The organism is Plantibacter sp. Leaf1 (assembly GCF_001421315.1).
In the GTDB taxonomy this organism is placed as follows: domain Bacteria; phylum Actinomycetota; class Actinomycetes; order Actinomycetales; family Microbacteriaceae; genus Plantibacter.
On record NZ_LMJX01000002.1, the window covers coordinates 1,652,984 to 1,667,996 of the forward strand.

Annotated in this window: 13 protein-coding genes and 1 pseudogene; 2 read left to right on the forward strand and 12 right to left on the reverse strand. The window is 69.4% G+C overall.

Annotated features, from left to right (window positions below; all coding sequences use genetic code 11):
* A pseudogene (locus tag ASE44_RS18695) lies at window positions 1-414 on the forward strand (hypothetical protein); the annotation flags it as partial.
* A gap of 290 nt (window positions 415-704) precedes the next feature.
* Here ASE44_RS18695 and ASE44_RS09970 read toward each other — a convergent pair.
* The 6 genes from ASE44_RS09970 to ASE44_RS09995 form a co-directional block, all read right to left on the reverse strand.
* Window positions 705-1,883, reverse strand: a complete 1,179-nt coding sequence (locus ASE44_RS09970; RefSeq protein ID WP_056779358.1) for a glycoside hydrolase family 1 protein — start codon at window positions 1,881-1,883, stop codon at window positions 705-707.
* A 136-nt stretch (window positions 1,884-2,019) separates the two neighbouring features.
* A complete protein-coding gene (locus tag ASE44_RS09975; RefSeq protein WP_056009084.1) occupies window positions 2,020-3,789 on the reverse strand; it encodes an ABC transporter ATP-binding protein in 1,770 nt (589 codons plus the stop codon).
* The gene (locus ASE44_RS09980; protein WP_056779362.1) at window positions 3,786-4,706 is read right to left on the reverse strand and encodes an ABC transporter permease; all 921 of its coding nucleotides are present in this window, start codon (window positions 4,704-4,706) and stop codon (window positions 3,786-3,788) included. The genes ASE44_RS09975 and ASE44_RS09980 overlap by 4 nt, the downstream gene beginning before the upstream one ends.
* Window positions 4,703-5,674, reverse strand: coding sequence for an ABC transporter permease (locus ASE44_RS09985; protein ID WP_056011596.1), 972 nt, complete (start codon window positions 5,672-5,674; stop codon window positions 4,703-4,705). Before ASE44_RS09985 ends, ASE44_RS09980 begins: the two co-directional genes overlap by 4 nt.
* 8 nt (window positions 5,675-5,682) lie before the next feature.
* A complete protein-coding gene (locus ASE44_RS09990) occupies window positions 5,683-7,359 on the reverse strand; it encodes an ABC transporter substrate-binding protein (RefSeq protein WP_082455941.1) in 1,677 nt (558 codons plus the stop codon).
* A gap of 187 nt (window positions 7,360-7,546) precedes the next feature.
* Window positions 7,547-8,656 (reverse strand): LacI family DNA-binding transcriptional regulator, encoded by a 1,110-nt coding sequence (locus ASE44_RS09995; protein ID WP_056779365.1) that lies wholly within the window; start codon window positions 8,654-8,656, stop codon window positions 7,547-7,549.
* 218 nt (window positions 8,657-8,874) lie between these two features.
* On the opposite strand from ASE44_RS09995, the gene ASE44_RS10000 reads away from it, so the two are divergent.
* Window positions 8,875-9,675: an isocitrate lyase/phosphoenolpyruvate mutase family protein gene (locus tag ASE44_RS10000; protein WP_056009092.1), complete on the forward strand. Its 801-nt coding sequence runs from the start codon at window positions 8,875-8,877 to the stop codon at window positions 9,673-9,675.
* A gap of 98 nt (window positions 9,676-9,773) precedes the next feature.
* Here ASE44_RS10000 and ASE44_RS10005 read toward each other — a convergent pair whose 3' ends face one another.
* The 6 genes from ASE44_RS10005 to ASE44_RS10030 are packed head-to-tail and all read right to left on the reverse strand — an operon-like array spanning window position 9,774 to window position 14,982.
* Window positions 9,774-10,640: a prenyltransferase gene (locus tag ASE44_RS10005; protein ID WP_056009095.1), complete on the reverse strand. Its 867-nt coding sequence runs from the start codon at window positions 10,638-10,640 to the stop codon at window positions 9,774-9,776.
* Entirely contained in the window at window positions 10,637-11,017 is a 381-nt protein-coding gene (locus tag ASE44_RS10010) for a lycopene cyclase domain-containing protein (RefSeq protein ID WP_056779367.1), read from the reverse strand. Before ASE44_RS10010 ends, ASE44_RS10005 begins: the two co-directional genes overlap by 4 nt.
* Window positions 11,014-11,367, reverse strand: coding sequence for a lycopene cyclase domain-containing protein (locus ASE44_RS10015; RefSeq protein ID WP_056009101.1), 354 nt, complete (start codon window positions 11,365-11,367; stop codon window positions 11,014-11,016). Before ASE44_RS10015 ends, ASE44_RS10010 begins: the two co-directional genes overlap by 4 nt.
* A complete protein-coding gene (crtI, locus tag ASE44_RS10020) occupies window positions 11,367-12,947 on the reverse strand; it encodes a phytoene desaturase family protein (RefSeq protein ID WP_056779370.1) in 1,581 nt (526 codons plus the stop codon). Before crtI ends, ASE44_RS10015 begins: the two co-directional genes overlap by 1 nt.
* Window positions 12,944-13,912: a phytoene/squalene synthase family protein gene (locus ASE44_RS10025; protein ID WP_082455942.1), complete on the reverse strand. Its 969-nt coding sequence runs from the start codon at window positions 13,910-13,912 to the stop codon at window positions 12,944-12,946. Before ASE44_RS10025 ends, crtI begins: the two co-directional genes overlap by 4 nt.
* On the reverse strand, window positions 13,909-14,982 hold the full coding sequence (locus ASE44_RS10030) for a polyprenyl synthetase family protein (RefSeq protein ID WP_082455943.1): 1,074 nt from the start codon (window positions 14,980-14,982) through the stop codon (window positions 13,909-13,911). The genes ASE44_RS10025 and ASE44_RS10030 overlap by 4 nt, the downstream gene beginning before the upstream one ends.
* Window positions 14,983-15,013 lie beyond the last annotated feature (31 nt).

Sequence of the window (15,013 nt, forward strand, 5' to 3'; positions counted from 1 at the left end):
GACGGCCACCCCGGCCGCGACCACACCGTCGGTCACGGACGGCCCGGCGGTCCCGGCTTCGGTCACGATCACCACTCCGGTGGCGCGCCGTTCGGCCGGGGCCACCACCGTGGGCACCGCGGTCCGCGTCGCTCGACCGCCGAGATCGTCATGGACTTCGCCGCGCGAGGCTGGGTCACCGTCGACACCGACGGCATCACCCTGACGGACACCGGACGCGAGGCTCACGACGCGCTCCGCACGAAGGTCGACGCGGTCCGCCAGACCGTCACCGACGCCGTCTCGCCCGAGGACCTCGCGACGACCCTCGCCAGCCTCGGGAGCATCGCCCGGGCCTTCGGCTGGGACGAGCGCACCGCCCACGGACGCGGCCCAGGTGGTCGCTCCGGTCGCGGCCCGCACGGCGACCGCTGACCGGTCGCCGGCGTCACCGGCCCATGCGTCCCGCACCGGACCACCACACGAAGAGCCCCGGGCAGCAACCGCTGCCCGGGGCTCTCTCCGTCCACAACTCAGGACCAGCACCGCGCGTCGCGGACGACCGGACCGCAATCGGGCGCGCCGCGCCGGAGGCGTCCTGAATTGCGGACACACACCATCTGCGGTCCCTTCGTTCACAACTCAGGAGACCCGTCGCGTGGCGCGACTCGTCAGCGGGGCCCGGGGACGGACACGCCGGAGACGTCCTGAATTGCGAACCTCAGTTAGTCGGTGAGGCCGTTCACCTTCGCGACGTTCCCGAGCCACGCGAGGCTCGGCTTGGGCGTCCGCACGAAGGTCTCGCGGTCGACGGCGATGAGGCCGAAGGTCGGCCGGAAGCCACTCGCCCACTCGTAGTTGTCGAGGGCACTCCAGTGCAGGTAGCCCTCCAGCTGGATGCCGTCCTCGATGCACGCGTGCAGCTCGCGGAGCGCACCGTCGGTGTAGTCGATCCGGCGCGGGTCGTCGGAGGTCGCGATGCCGTTCTCGGTGATCATGATCGGCACCCCGCCGGACAGCTCCCACGCACTCCGCACGCCCTCGGCGGCAGCCGGCGGGTAGAACTCCCACCCGGTGAGCGTCGTCTCGACGCCGTCCTCGACGGGCAGCGGACCCTTCGGCCCGATGAACGTGCGCGTGTACGCCTGGACACCGAGGAAGTCGTCGCCGGCGGACTGTTCGAGGTACCAGTCGTCGCGCGGGTAGCCGTACTCGCGCAGCATCTCGTCGGAACCGGGCTCACCGTTCGAGCGGAACGCCTGCGTCGCGATGGTCCAGCCGGACTTCAGGCCAGACACCTGCGACAGCACCTCACGCGAACGCTTGTGCGATTCGAGGAGCGCGTCGGCGACGAAGAGGTCCGGGTTGGGGAGCCCGTACGCGACGAGGTTCGCGGCGTCCTCGCCACCGGCGAGCATCGCGGCGATGTTCGGCTCGTTGATCGTGCAGACGTGCTCGACACCCTCGCCGACGATCGGCAGGGTCAGCTCGGTGTACCGCGCGAAGAGGTCGGCGGCGTCCTTCGCCCGCCAGAACCCGTCACGCTCGAACCAGCGCGGCACCGTGAAGTGCATGAGCGTGACGACCGGGTTGAGCCCGAGCTCGTGCGCGGTGTCGACCATGCGGCGGTAGTGGTCGACCTCGGCCCGCGAGACGACGCCGCGCTCGGGCTCGATGCGTGCCCACTCGATGCTGAAGCGGTAGGTGTTGAGCCCCGCGTCGGCAAGGAGCTGCATGTCCTCGCGGTAGCGGTGGTAGCTGTCCATCGCGTCGCCCGAGGGCTCGACGATGTTCGTCCCGGCTTCGTGCTCGTGCACCCACCAGTTGCTGTTGATGTTGTTGCCCTCGATCTGGTGGGCAGCGGTGGCGGCGCCCCAGAGGAAGCCGTCGGGGAAGGTCAGCACGGGTGTTGCTCCTGTTTCATGTTGGGGTGTGGCCCTTCGACAAGCTCAGGGACCGGGAGTGGTGTGGCCCTTCGACAAGCTCAGGGACCGGGAGGGGTGGCTCAGGGACCGGAGAAACCGCAGGGACGGGACGGGCTCAGCGCTTGGCGCGCGCCGGGTTGGGGACCGCGTCGAGCAGCTGGATCGTGTACGGATCTTGCGGGTGCTGCAGGACGTGCGCGGTCTCGCCACGTTCGACCACACGGCCCTGATTGAGGACCATGATGTTGTCGGTCACGAGTCGCGCCGACAGCAGGTCGTGCGTGATGTAGAGCATCGAGACGCCCCACTGCTCGCGGAGGTCCTCGAGCAGCGCGAGCACACCGGCCCGGAGCGACACGTCGAGCATCGACACCGGCTCGTCGGCGATGAGCACCTGCGGGTCGCTCGCGAGCGCCCGGGCGATCACGACGCGCTGCCGCTGCCCACCGGAGAGCTGGTGGGGAAGCTTCGCCGCGAACTGCTCGACCGGCGAGAGCCCCACCGTCTCGAGGAGCTCGAGCACACGCTTGCGGACGGCGTCGCCCTTCAGCCCGGTGAAGTTCACGACCGGACGGGTGAGCGTGTACTCGACCGTGTGCAGCGGGTTGAGCGCCGCATACGGGTCCTGGAAGATCATCTGCACGTTCTTGTGCAGATTCCGGATGCCCTTGCGGTTCAGCTGGGCGACGTCGAGGTCGCCGAAGCGGACCGCGCCGGACGTCGGCTTCTCGATGCCCGTGATGAGCTTCGCGATCGTCGACTTGCCGGAGCCAGAGGCCCCCACGAGGGCGAGCGACTGCCCGGGTTCGAGCGTGAACGACACGTCGTCGACGGCCGTGACCGCGGACTCACCACGACGCGGCGGCGGGTACACCTTCGAGACGGCGTCGACGATGACCGCCGACTCCGCCGAACGACCGGCGCGCGACGAGGCCTTGCCCGACTCGGAGCTCGCGCTCGTCGCGGTCGGGACACTCGTCGTCGTGCCGGAGACGGGAGCCGTGCCCCGGTTCGCCCGTGAGGGGAAGCCGGGCAGCTCGACGACCGCTGCACGCGGGTCGGCGTAGTGGCTGAGCAGCATCCGTGTGTACGGATCCTGCGGACGCTCGAGGATGTCGCGGCTCGGGGCGTCCTCGACGATGCGGCCCTCGTGCATGACGAGCACGCGCTGGGTCGCCTCGAGGACGACGCCGAGGTCGTGGCTGATGAGGATGGCGGTGAAGCCCTCCGACTGCTGCAGCTCGGTGATCGTGTCCATGATCGCGTGCTGCACGAGCACGTCGAGCGCGGTGGTGGGCTCGTCGAACACCATGAGTCGCGGTTCGAGCGAGAGGGCGAGCGCGATGGACACGCGCTGACGCATACCGCCGGACAGTTCACCTGGGAACCGGGCGAGGACCTGCGGCGTGAGCCCGACCTTCTCGACGAGCTCCGCCATCCGTGCATCCCAGCGGTCGCGGGAGACGTGCCCGTGCGCCTTGAAGATGTCGACGAAGTGGTTGCGGATCGTGCGGACCGGGTTGAGCGCGTTCATGCCCGACTGCAGCACCATGGCGAACCCGCCCTGACGCTGCTCGCGGAGCGCTTCCTCGTCGAGCTCGCGGATGTCGGATCCCCCGAAGAGGATCTGGCCACCGTTGATGCGCGCCGGCGGCTTCTGCAGCCGGGTGGCCGCGAAACCGAGCGTCGACTTGCCCGAGCCCGACTCGCCGACGAGACCGATGAACTCACCGGCACCGACGGAGAACGACACGTGGTCGACGGCCTGCACCGGTGCGGCACCGACGGACTCGTAGACGACGGAGAGGTCGCGGACCTCGAGCAGCGCTCCCGTGCCGGGGGCCGGAGCCGGTGCGCTGTCGGCCTGGAGGTTGACGGCGTTCATCGGGACTTCCCTTCACGGAGGCGCGGGTTGCTGATCGCGTCGACACCGAAGTTGATGAGGGTGAGGCTCATCGCGAGGAGCGCGATGCAGAGACCGGGGGCGAAGAGGAGGATCCACTGACCGGTGAGCAGGGCGTTGGAGTTCTGCGCCCAGTAGAGGATCGTGCCCCAGCTGACGATCGACGAGTCGCCGAGTCCGAGGAACTCGAGGCCCGCCTCGGCCAGGATCGCGCTCGTCGCGGCACCGAAGAAGCCACCGGCGATGAGCGAGGTCATGTTCGGGAGGATCTCGTTGAACACGATGCGGAACGGGCGGTCGCCGGAGAAGCGGGCGGCCGTCACGAAGTCCCGCGAACGCAGCGACTGCGTCTGGCTGCGGAGCACGCGGGCACCCCACGCCCACCCGGTGATGACGATGACCGCGACGATCATCACCAGCCCACCGTTCTGGAGGTACGCGGCGATGACGATCATGAGCGGCAGACCCGGCACCACGAGGAACAGGTTGACGATGAAGTTCACGACCTCGGCGCCGAAGCCCTTGATGTAGCCCCAGCTGAGACCGATCAGGACGGCGACGATCGTCGACAGGATGCCGGCGATGAAGCCGACGGTGACGCTGATCTGCGAGCCGTAGATGAGCTGACTGAGGACGTCCTCGCCCGCCGCCGTCGTCCCGAACCAGTGCTCGGGGCTCGAGTCGGCGTTCCGCGGGAAGCCGTCCTGGCTGGCACCGTACGGGGCGAGGAACGGGGCGAAGATCGCCACGAGGATGAAGAAGCCGAGGATGATCAGGCCGAGGCGTGACTTCCAGTTGGCCCAGAGCGTCGCCGCCGATCGACCGATGAAGGCGAACTTCCTCGGCGGACGGACGGCTTCGTCGGACTGCAGTGTCTTGACGTGCTGTGTGGTGGTCATCGGCGGGTCCTTGGGTCGAGTACGCCGTACAGGATGTCGACGAGGAAGTTGGCGACGAGCACGCTCACCGTGATGAGGAGGAAGAGCGCCTGCATGAGCGGGTAGTCCTGACCGATCACCGCGTTGAACAGGAGGAAGCCGATACCGGGGTATCCGAACACCTGCTCCACGAGGATCGAGCCACCGACCACACCGCCGAGCGCGAGCCCGAAGCCGGTGAGGTTCGGGAGGATCGCGTTGCGGGCCGCGTACTTGACGGCGACCGTGCGACCGCGGAGTCCGTTCGCCTCGGCGAAGGTCACGTAGTCGTCACCGAGCGTGTTGATCATCGCGTTGCGCATGCCGATGATCCACCCGCCGAGGCTGGTGACGAGGATCGTCAGCGCCGGCAGCACCGCGTGGTACGCGACGTCGACGATGAAGTCCCAGGTGAAGGCCGGCGAGGCCGTCGGTCCGAAGGCGCCCGAGGTCGGGAACCAGTGGAGGACGTACCCGGCGAAGAACAGCAGGAGCAGCGCGGTCCAGAAGTACGGGAAGGTGCTCGCGAAGGTACCGGTCAGGGTCGGCAGGGCGTCGAGCCAGGTGTTCCGTCGCCAAGCCGCCAGCACACCGATGAGCGTGCCGAGGATGAACGCGACGATCGTGACGATGCCGAGCAGGATGATCGTGTACGGGAACGCCTGCCAGATGAGCTCACCGACCGACTGCGGGAAGAAGGTGTACGAGACCCCGAAGTCGAGGGTGACGACCTGGTGGAGGTACGTGACGTACTGCTCCCACAGGTTGCCGCCGGGGACACCGAGCTGGGCCTCGATCGCCGCCCGCGTCGCCGCGGAGACGGGGCCGTTCTGCGCGAGCTTCGCGATCGCGGCGTCGGTCGGGGAACCGGGCATGAGCCGCGGCAGGAGGAAGTTCAGCGTGACGGCCGCCCAGAGGGTGAGGACGAAGAGGCCGAGTTTGCGCACCATGTACACGGTCACTCACCGTCCTTCCGGAGCTTGAGGTGCGTGAACACGAGGAGCGGGGTCTGGTCGTAGGTCTGCAGCGGCGCGTACGGGTTGTCCGCATCGGGCCAGCCGGTGAACTTCTTGTCGTTGTACAGGCCCCAGAGTCCGCCGTAGTACATCCCGATGACCGGGAAGTCGCTGTAGACGATCTGCTGCATCTGGTGGCTCAGCCCCAGGCGGGTCGCCTCGTCGGTGGTCGCCTTGTACTGCGCGAGCAGTGCGTCCATCTGCGGGTTCCGGTAGCGACCGAAGTTGCTGGACGTCGTCTCGCCGAGCGGCTTCGCGAACTCGCTGTTGAAGCTGTTGTTGAAGCCCTGGAACATGATGCCGTTGCCCATGCCGCCCATCGCGACCTCGAAGGTGCCGCTCTGGATGGCCTGCTGGTAGCCCGGGGGCTGCGGCTGCTTGATCTGCACGTCGATGCCGAGGGCGCCGAGCTCCTTGCGGACCTCCTGCACCGCACGCAGCCAGTCGGCGTAGCCGTTGGCCGTCGTGATCGAGAAGCTGAACTGCTTGCCCGCCGCGTCGACGAGCTTGCCGTCCTGCTGCGTGTACCCGGCGGCGGCGAAGGCCTCGAGGGCCCCGGCGGTGTCCTGGGTGATCATGCCCTGGTTCGGCAGGGTCGGGTCGAGTTCGTCCTCCTGGTTGGGGAGCATGAGGCTCGACTGGCCGGCGGCACCGAGGTAGCCCTCGGTCGCCGCGTCGGCGATCTTGTCGCGGTCGAGCGCCAGGGCGATGCCGCGACGGACGTCGACGTTGTCGAACGGGGCGACGTCCATGTTGGGCACGAGCCCGATCACGCCGCCCGGCGGGAACCAGAACTTGTTGTGGTCGTTGGCCGCGCCCCAGGTGCCTTCGACGTTCGACAGGAACGAGTAGGCCCAGTCGAAGCCCTTCGTCACGATGTCGAGCTCGCCGGTGGCCGCGGGGATCACGAGGTGGTTGACCTCGATCTTGTCGGCCTGCCAGTACGTCTCGTTCTTGTCCATCGTGTACTGCTGCGAGGTGTAGTTGCCGAGGACGTACGGACCGGTGCCGACCGGGTTCGGGTTCCGCCAGGTGTCGGGGCTCTTGACGTCCTTCCAGATGTGCTCGGGGACGATCAGCGTCTGCGAGACGATGTCGGCCGCGGGGGCGTCGTCGTCGAGCAGGTGCATGATGACGTGCTGGCCCTTCACCTCGACCGTGTCGATGTGCTGCCAGGCGCCCTTCTGGTCGAGCGTCGGGTACTGCTTGATGAGGTCGAAGGTGAACTTGACGTCCTCAGGGGTGAAGGCCTCGCCGTCCGACCAGGTCGCACCCTCGCGGATCGTGTAGTCGATCGTGCGCGCATCGGGGAGGTCGACCTGCTCGGCGAGCCACGGCGTCTCCTTGCCGTCGAGCACGTTGATGATCACGAGGGGCTCGTAGATGTAGCTCGAGGCCGAGCGCTTGTTCACGAGGTAGGGGTTGAAGTTCCGCTCGAGCATCGGGGTGCCCTTGTCGGAGGCCAGCAGCATCGTGTCGGCGGGGATCGAGGGATCCGGCTCGCTCTTGATCTGGATGCTGCAGCCGGAGACGAGCAGGGCCGCCGCGGCGATCATCGCCGCCGCTCCGAGTCGTCTGCGCCTGCGGACCTGGGTCCGCTCATGCGTCGTGTGCGTCATCGCCACCGTCCTTGCTGAAGTCTGTACCCGTTGAGTGTAAGCGCATACATTGCCCTGTGCAACCCGTGTCGGATTTCCCGGCTCGTTCGCAACTCAGGACCGCGCCGGCGCGGCGGGCTCGCGGCGCACGGACGCGGCGCGGCACGCCGAGGACGTCCTGAATTGTGAACGCGAGCAGAGGCGATGGTCAGGACGTGACCGGCTCGGAGCTCTCCCGGAGGACGACCTCGACCGGCAGACGGACGGACATCGCCGGGAGCTTCGGTTCGGCCAGCCGGCGGGTGAGCGCCTGCACCGAGACCCGGCCGAGGGTCTCCATCGGCTGGCGCACGGTCGTGAGCCGGGGCGTCGAGAGGCGGCCGGCGTCGATACCGTCGAAGCCGGTGACGATGAGCTCGTCCGGAACCCCCACCCCGGCGATCCGGGCGGCGTCGATGACACCGAGCGCCATCTGGTCGTTGGCGCAGACCACGGCGCGCGGCAGCACACCGCGACCGAACAGCTCCCGACCGACGCGACGACCGCCCTCCCGCGTGAAGTCACCGCGCAGCGTCGGCGCGTCGGGGACGTCGAGCGACCGCTCGGCGAGGGCCGCCTGGAAGCCGCTCCACCGCTCCGCGTCGTCGGGCGAACCGAGGCTCCCCGACACGTACTCGAGCTCGCGGGCGCCCAGGTCGTCGATGAGGTGCGCCGTGAGGGTCCGCATGCCCTCGGTGTTGCTGACCGAGACGTGGTCGAGGTCGTCGCCGCGACGGGGTCCGGCCATGACCACGATCGGGACGTGGCGCGACAGCCTCGCGAGTTCCTCCTCGCTCGCACTGCCGGCGAGGACCATCAGCCCGTCCACCCGGCCCGCCATGTCGCGCACGGTCTGCGTCGCCGTCGACCCACGGCCGACCCCGACGAGGAGCGCGAAGCCGCTCCGCCAGGACTCGAGCTCGCAGCCGCGAAGGACCTCGTCGAAGTACAGGTTGAGCGTCCTCGTGTCGGTCCGCTCGGGGATGTCGCGGACGACGCGGGCTCCCCCGGCGGCGGCCTCGTCACCCTCGAGCGCGATGTCGCCGAGATCGTCCATGGCGTCGAGCCCCTGGAAGAACAGGCCGATGACGCCCGTGCGCCGGGCCGCGAGTCCGCGGGCGGCACCGCTCGGGACGTATCCCAGCTCCGCGACCGAGGCCAGCACCTTGTCGCGGGTGGCCGGCTTCACATCGTCCGGCCGGCCGAGTACCCGCGAGACGGTGGCGATGGAGACGCCCGCGTGGTGCGCGACGTCGTAGACCGTCGGCGGTTTCGTCATGGGAACGCCTTCCTTCGGGGACCAATGATACGCAGGGCATCACGGTCGTCCGGTCGGCGACGGCCCCGGGATGCCGTGTGTGACCGGTCCGTCTTCCGTCACGGGACCCCGCGCTTCGGACGGCTCGCGCCGTCCGCGGAGCGCATCGAACCCGAACGTTCGCTGAATTCCGGACGCTTGTCGGGCAGCCGGTGGACGCGCGCTGGCAGACTGCGGAGATGACCGATCTGCAGGCGAAAGCCACCCTCCTCAACTCCCTCCACCAGCCGGGTACGCCCCTCATCGTGACGAACGTGTGGGACGCCATCACCGCCAAGGTCGTCTCCGAGGCGCCCGGCGTGGTCGCCCTCGCCTCCGCGAGCCACTCCGTCTCGAACGTGCGCGGCCTCGAAGACGGCGGCGGGCTCGACGTCGACGAGGCGATCGCCGCCGCGAAGATCATCGTGAGCGCCGTCGACCTGCCGGTGACGATCGACTTCGAGAAGGGCTACGCCGACGACGCCGCGGGTGTCCGCGAGAACGTCCGTCGCCTGATCGTCGAGGCCGGCGCCGTCGGCATCAACCTCGAGGACTCCGTCGGCGCGGCGAAGGCTCCGCAGTTCCCGATCGAGGAGGCCGCGGCCCGTGTCGCCGCCGCTCGTGCCGGAGCCGAGGACGCCGGTGTCCCGCTCGTCATCAACGCCCGCGTCGACACCCTCGCCGGCGACCCCGAGGCGTGGGACGAGGCCGTCGCACGCGCCAACGCCTACCTCGAGGCGGGCGCCGACGTGATCTTCTTCCTCGGACTCGGCACGGAGGAGCTCGTCGCGAAGGCGATCGAGCAGGTCCACGGCCGCATCTCCGTCATCGGCTACCCGGGCGCCGTGCCGCTCAAGCGACTCGCGGAGCTCGGCGTCTCCCGCGTCAGCTTCGGACCCGGCACGCTCGGCCTGACGCTCGCCGCCCTGCAGCGCGCCGCGACCGGCCTCACCGAGCTCGGCGAGTACCCCGAGGACCTCGGCTTCTCCTTCGAGCTCTAGCCTCGACCGACGACCCTGTCTCAGGAGTTCCCGGGCGCGGCGCCGCATGACGCGGGCGGCGCACCGACGGACTCCTGAGACAGGGTCGCGGCGTTCGATCAGGACGTCAGGAACCAGTACCAGATGATGAGCATCGTGACAAGGAACCCCGTCAGGAAGTTCAGGCGGAGGAACCGCTTCCAGCCGGCGTTCGCGCCCTCGGCGTCCTCCTCGCGGAGGTTCCAGAACGGCAGCACACTCGCGGCGTACGGCAGGGCGAGCAGGCCGGCCAACGGGATCGGCCACGGCGTCACGAGCATCAGCGCACCACCGGCGAGGTAGGCGACGAAGGCGAACCGCACCGTCGGGGCCGCTCCGATGACGGTCGCGATCGACCCGATGCCGCCCTCCCGGTCCGCGATGATGTCCTGCACCGCGCCGAAGGCGTGGCTGGCGATGCCCCAGAGGAAGTAGCCGACGAGCAGCGCCCAGAGCGCCGGGGTGAACACCGCGCCGGCGAGCACGAGCCCGTAGACCGCCGGGCTCACGAAGTGCGTGCTCGAGGTGAGCGAGTCGAGGAACGGCCGTTCCTTGAACCGCAGGCCGGGCGCACTATAGGCGACGAGTGCGAAGACGCTGATCGCGAGCACGAGCCAGGACAGCGGCGACCCGACGACCACCAGGTAGACGAGGAACGGGACGTTCGTCGCGATCGCCGCGAAGATCGTCAGCCGGTGCATCCGCCGGTCGAGCACCGCGCCCTCCACACCGCCCTTGCGCGGGTTCCGGAGGTCGGACTCGTAGTCGAACACGTCGTTGATCCCGTACATGGCCAAGTTGTACGGGATGAGGAAGTAGAGCGTCCCGAGCCAGAAGGTCAGGTCGAGCTCGCGGGTGGTCAGCAGATAGGCCGCCGCGAACGGATAGGCGGTGTTGATCCACGACAGCGGTCGTGAGGACAGCACGAGCTGGCCGAGTCGGTTCATGCCGGGTCCTCCTGGGACGGGGATGGGGAGACGGGAGCCGGGGTGCGACGTTCGAGCAGCACCCAGAGCGAGGGCAGCAGGACGGCGGCGGCGATGGCGTAGGCGAAGTCCTCGAGCGGGGCGACCCCGATGAAGGCGCCGGAGATGAGCTCGGGGTCGTAGCCGACGAGCCCGATCCCGATCATGACGTTGTCGAACAGGGCGGTCATGAGGAGCAGCACGACGAGGACGCCGCCGACACCGAGCAGCCAGGTGCCGGCCGTCGGGCCACTCCCTGGCGCGCCGCGGCGACGGCGGGCGTCGAGCCGCACGACGGCGAGGAGGGCGACGACCGCCACGACGGCGAGGAACCACGCGTTGAGTCCGGCGTACGTCATCGTCCGCTCACCCCGGTGGCGGCGTCCGTCCCTCTGGCTGTGCGCCCGGTCAGGTGCCGCGCCGCCCCGAAGAGGTTCATCGTCAGGTAGCAGAGGAGAGTCAGGAAGAAGACCTCCTCGATCGGCAGCTCCGGAGCGATCTGCAGTCCGGTCATGAACGAGGTCTCGCCGCGGAAAAAGATCCCCAGGCCGATGCCGAACAGGTCCCAGACGAGGAAGAACACGACGCCGACCGGCAGGATGACGGCGGCCCGCCGCCGGTCCGCCCAGAAGAACAGGCGGAACCGGCGGTCGAGCATGACCATCCCGGTGATCGAGACGAGGAGCGCGAGCAGGTACAGCAGACCCATCAGTCGGCGGCCACGGAACGTCTGCGCAACGGCACGGACATCGGCCCGGTCGTGATGTCGCCGCGCATGCGCTTCACAACGAGCTCGGCGCTGATGAGGCACATGGGGAGCCCGATGCCGGGGATCGTGGAACCACCCGTGTAGTAGAGGCCGTCCACCTTCTTGCTGACGTTGCCGCTGCGGAACATCGCGCTCTGCGAGAGGATGTGCGCCGGCCCGAGCGAGGTGCCCTTCCACACGTTGAGGTCGTTCACGAAGTCGGCGGGACCGACGTCGCGGCGGACGACGATGCGGTCGGCGAGGTCGGGCACGCCGGCCCAGGCGGCGATCTGCGCGATGGCCGCGTCACCGATCTCCGTGACCTGGGCGTCACCGCCACCGCCGATGGTGGGGTCGGCGGGAATGGGCACGAGGATGAACAGGTTCTCGTGTCCCTCGGGGGCGACCCCGGCGTCGGTGGCGCTCGGGCGGCAGACGTAGAGCGATGCCGGGTCGGGCACGCTCGTCACCTCGCCGAAGATGCGGCCGAAGTTGTCGCGCCAGTCGGTGGTGAAGAACAGGCTGTGGTGCAGCAGTTCCGGCAGCTCACCGCGGACCCCGAGCATGACGAGCACGGCGCCGGGGCCGGCGGTGCGCTTCTCCCAGTACTCGGCGGGGTAGGTCTGCAGCTCACGCGGGAGGAGCGTCGTCTCGGTGTGGTGGAGGTCGGCGGCCGACACGACGTTGTCGGCGTGCAGGAGCTGACGGCGACCGTCGGCGTCGAGGTAGTTGATCCCGGCGACACGCGAGCGACGACCGGCGGGCATCGTCGTGATGCCCGTGACCTCCGCGCCCGTGACGATCTCCACGCCCTCGGCACGCGCCAGCTCGGCGATGGTGTCGATGATCCGGGAGAACCCACCCTGCGGGTAGAGCACGCCGTCCTCGAGGTCGAGGTAGCTCATCAGGTGGTACATGCTCGGCGCGTCGAACGGTGAGGACCCGAGGAAGACCGCCGGATACCCGAGGATCTGCTGCAGGCGGACGTCGGAGACGGTGCGGGCGGTGAGCGTGTCGAGGTCCTCGGTCAGGAGCTTCGCCAGCTTCGGCATGCGCGCGAGGACCTCGCGGCTCGCGAGCGTCCGGTACGACTCGAAGGTCGTGTAGAGGAAGCTCCGGATCGCGATCTCGTACGTCTCCTTGGCGCTGCGGAGGTACTCGTCCATCTTCGCGCCGGCACCGGGCTCGACGGATTCGAACAGGGCCAGGTTGTCGGCGCGGTTCGCGGCGAGGTCGAGGTGGCCGTCGCGGCCCTCGGAGTAGACCCGGTAGGCCGGGTCGAGGCGGCCCAGGTCGAGCTGTTCCGCCGCCGAGGTGCCGAGGAGTCGGTAGAAGTGGTCGAAGACCTCAGGCATGAGGTACCAGCTCGGCCCCGTGTCGAAGGTGAACCCGTCCTGCTCCCAGGTGCCGGCCCGCCCGCCGAGCACGTCGCGGCGTTCGAGCAGGGTGACCTGCTGACCGTCGCGGGCGAGCAGGGCCGCGGTGGCGAGTCCGCTGATGCCGCCGCCGATGACGACGGTGCGGGTGGGGGAAGTGGTCATGACAGGGAGCTCTCGTCGATCGTCGGGATGGAGGCGGTGGTGCCGGTGGAGGTGGGCGTCCGGCCGGCGAGTGCGCCGGCGGCGATCCGCAGCTTCACGGGGTCGGGGACGCGCACGCGGGTGCGGACGAGGTCCGAGGCGGGGGTGGTGCGGATCCGTCTCGCCAGTTCGGAGAACAGCTCCTGCGCGAGTGCGACGGCACGACGACTCGACTTCGGCAGCTGGGCGAGCACGGCGGCCGAGCGGTCGAGGTCGGCCTCGATGTCGTCGAGCAGGCTGTGCTTCTGCGCCTCGGTGAGGTCGTCGACGGCGACGCCCGGGAAGTAGCTGCGACCCAGTTCGTCGTGGTCGGCCGAGAGGTCTCGCAGGAAGTTGACCTTCTGGAACGCCGCGCCGAGGCTCCTGGCTCCGACGACGAACGCGGCGCGCTGGGCGTCGTCGACGTCGTGGCCGCGCAGGAAGATCCGGAGGCACATGAGGCCGACGACCTCGGCGGAGCCGTACACGTAGTCGCGGAAGGTCTCGGGCGTGTGGACGGTGCGCGAGAGGTCCGCCCGCATGGACGCGAAGAACGGCCGGGTGAGGTCGGTCTCGATGCCCGCCGACCGGGCGGTGATGGCGAAGGCGTGCACGACGAGGTTGCTGCTGTACCCCGTCTCGACGGCGTCCTCGGTGTCGCGCTCGAGGGCGTCGAGCATGGCGAGGACCCGCTCGGGGTCGAGCCCGGCGGCCGCTGCGACCCCGTCGACGATCTCGTCGGCGATCCGGACGAGCGCGTAGACGTTCTCCACGTCCTGCCGGATCTCGCCGCCGAGGAGCCTGGCCGCGAGCCCGAAGGAGGTGGAGTAGCGCCGGATCACGATGCTGGCCGTCTCCTGCGCGACCCGGTCGTAGAGTCGTCGGGCGTCGCCGACGGCCGAGTCGTCGTCGTTCGGGTGCCCCGTCCCGTTGCCGCCCGCGGTCATCGCGACCGCTCGAGCACCGTGGCCACGATGGGACGCAGTTCCTCGCGGAGCTGCTGTGGGATGCTCGGCGACGCCAGTTGCTCCCAGGCCCGATTGGCGTAGTCCCCCGCGAGCAGCGTCGCGTGCTGGCGTGCACCCGTGGAGGTGAGCACGTCGCGCAGCACGGCTGCACCGTCCTCGTCGAGGTCCGGGTCGCCGAAGAGGTGCTCGACGGCGTGCCATTCGGGCTGCTCGGCGGCGAAGGCCACCATGACCGTCAGCTTGCCCTCTCGGAGGTCGCCGATCGTGGTCTTGCCCGTGGTCTTCGCGTCGCCGAAGACCCCGAGGACGTCGTCGATGATCTGGTAGGCGATGCCAATCTGCTGCCCGAACGCGCCGAGGGCGTCGATCGTGGCCTCGGGCGCTCCGGCCAGGACCCCGCCGGACTGCAGCGGCGCCTCGAAGGAGTAGTACGCGGTCTTCAGGCGTTCCATGCGGATGATGTCGTCGACCGTCGGGACGACGCCGCCGACGGTGAAGTCGACGTCGGCGAGTTCACCGGCGGCCGACGCGGAGATGGCGTCGTCGAGGATCTCGCGGAGGCGGGTGCGGACCGAGTCGGCACTGCCGGCGCGGTCGATCAGGCGGTAGGACGCCGACAGGGCGAGGTCGCCCGCGATGACGGCGACGGACATGCCGCGGTGCTCGGCGAGCGGCAGGGGGATGCCGGCGGTCTGCGCGATGTCCCGGTAGCTGCCGGAGACGTTGGGGCTGCCGCGTCGGACGAAGTCGCGGTCGATCACGTCGTCGTGCACGATCAGCGCGGTGTGGAGGAGCTCGTAGGCGGCCGCGACGTGGGCCGCGGCGACGACGTCGTCTCCGCCGAGCGCCTCGTAGGCGGTCATGACCATGCGGGGGCGGAAGCGCTTGCCGCCGGCCATGCTGCGTTCGATGGTCTCCCAGAGCCGCAGGTACCCGGCGCCGCCGAACGACACCGCCTGCGTCTTCGCCAGTTCGAGGAACCGCTCGAGGGCGTCCTCGACCTGGTGCTGTTGCCGGTAGGGCACGTCGACGACGTGGTGGGTCTCCATAGCACGAGGCTACTTCACCGAGCCTGGAGAT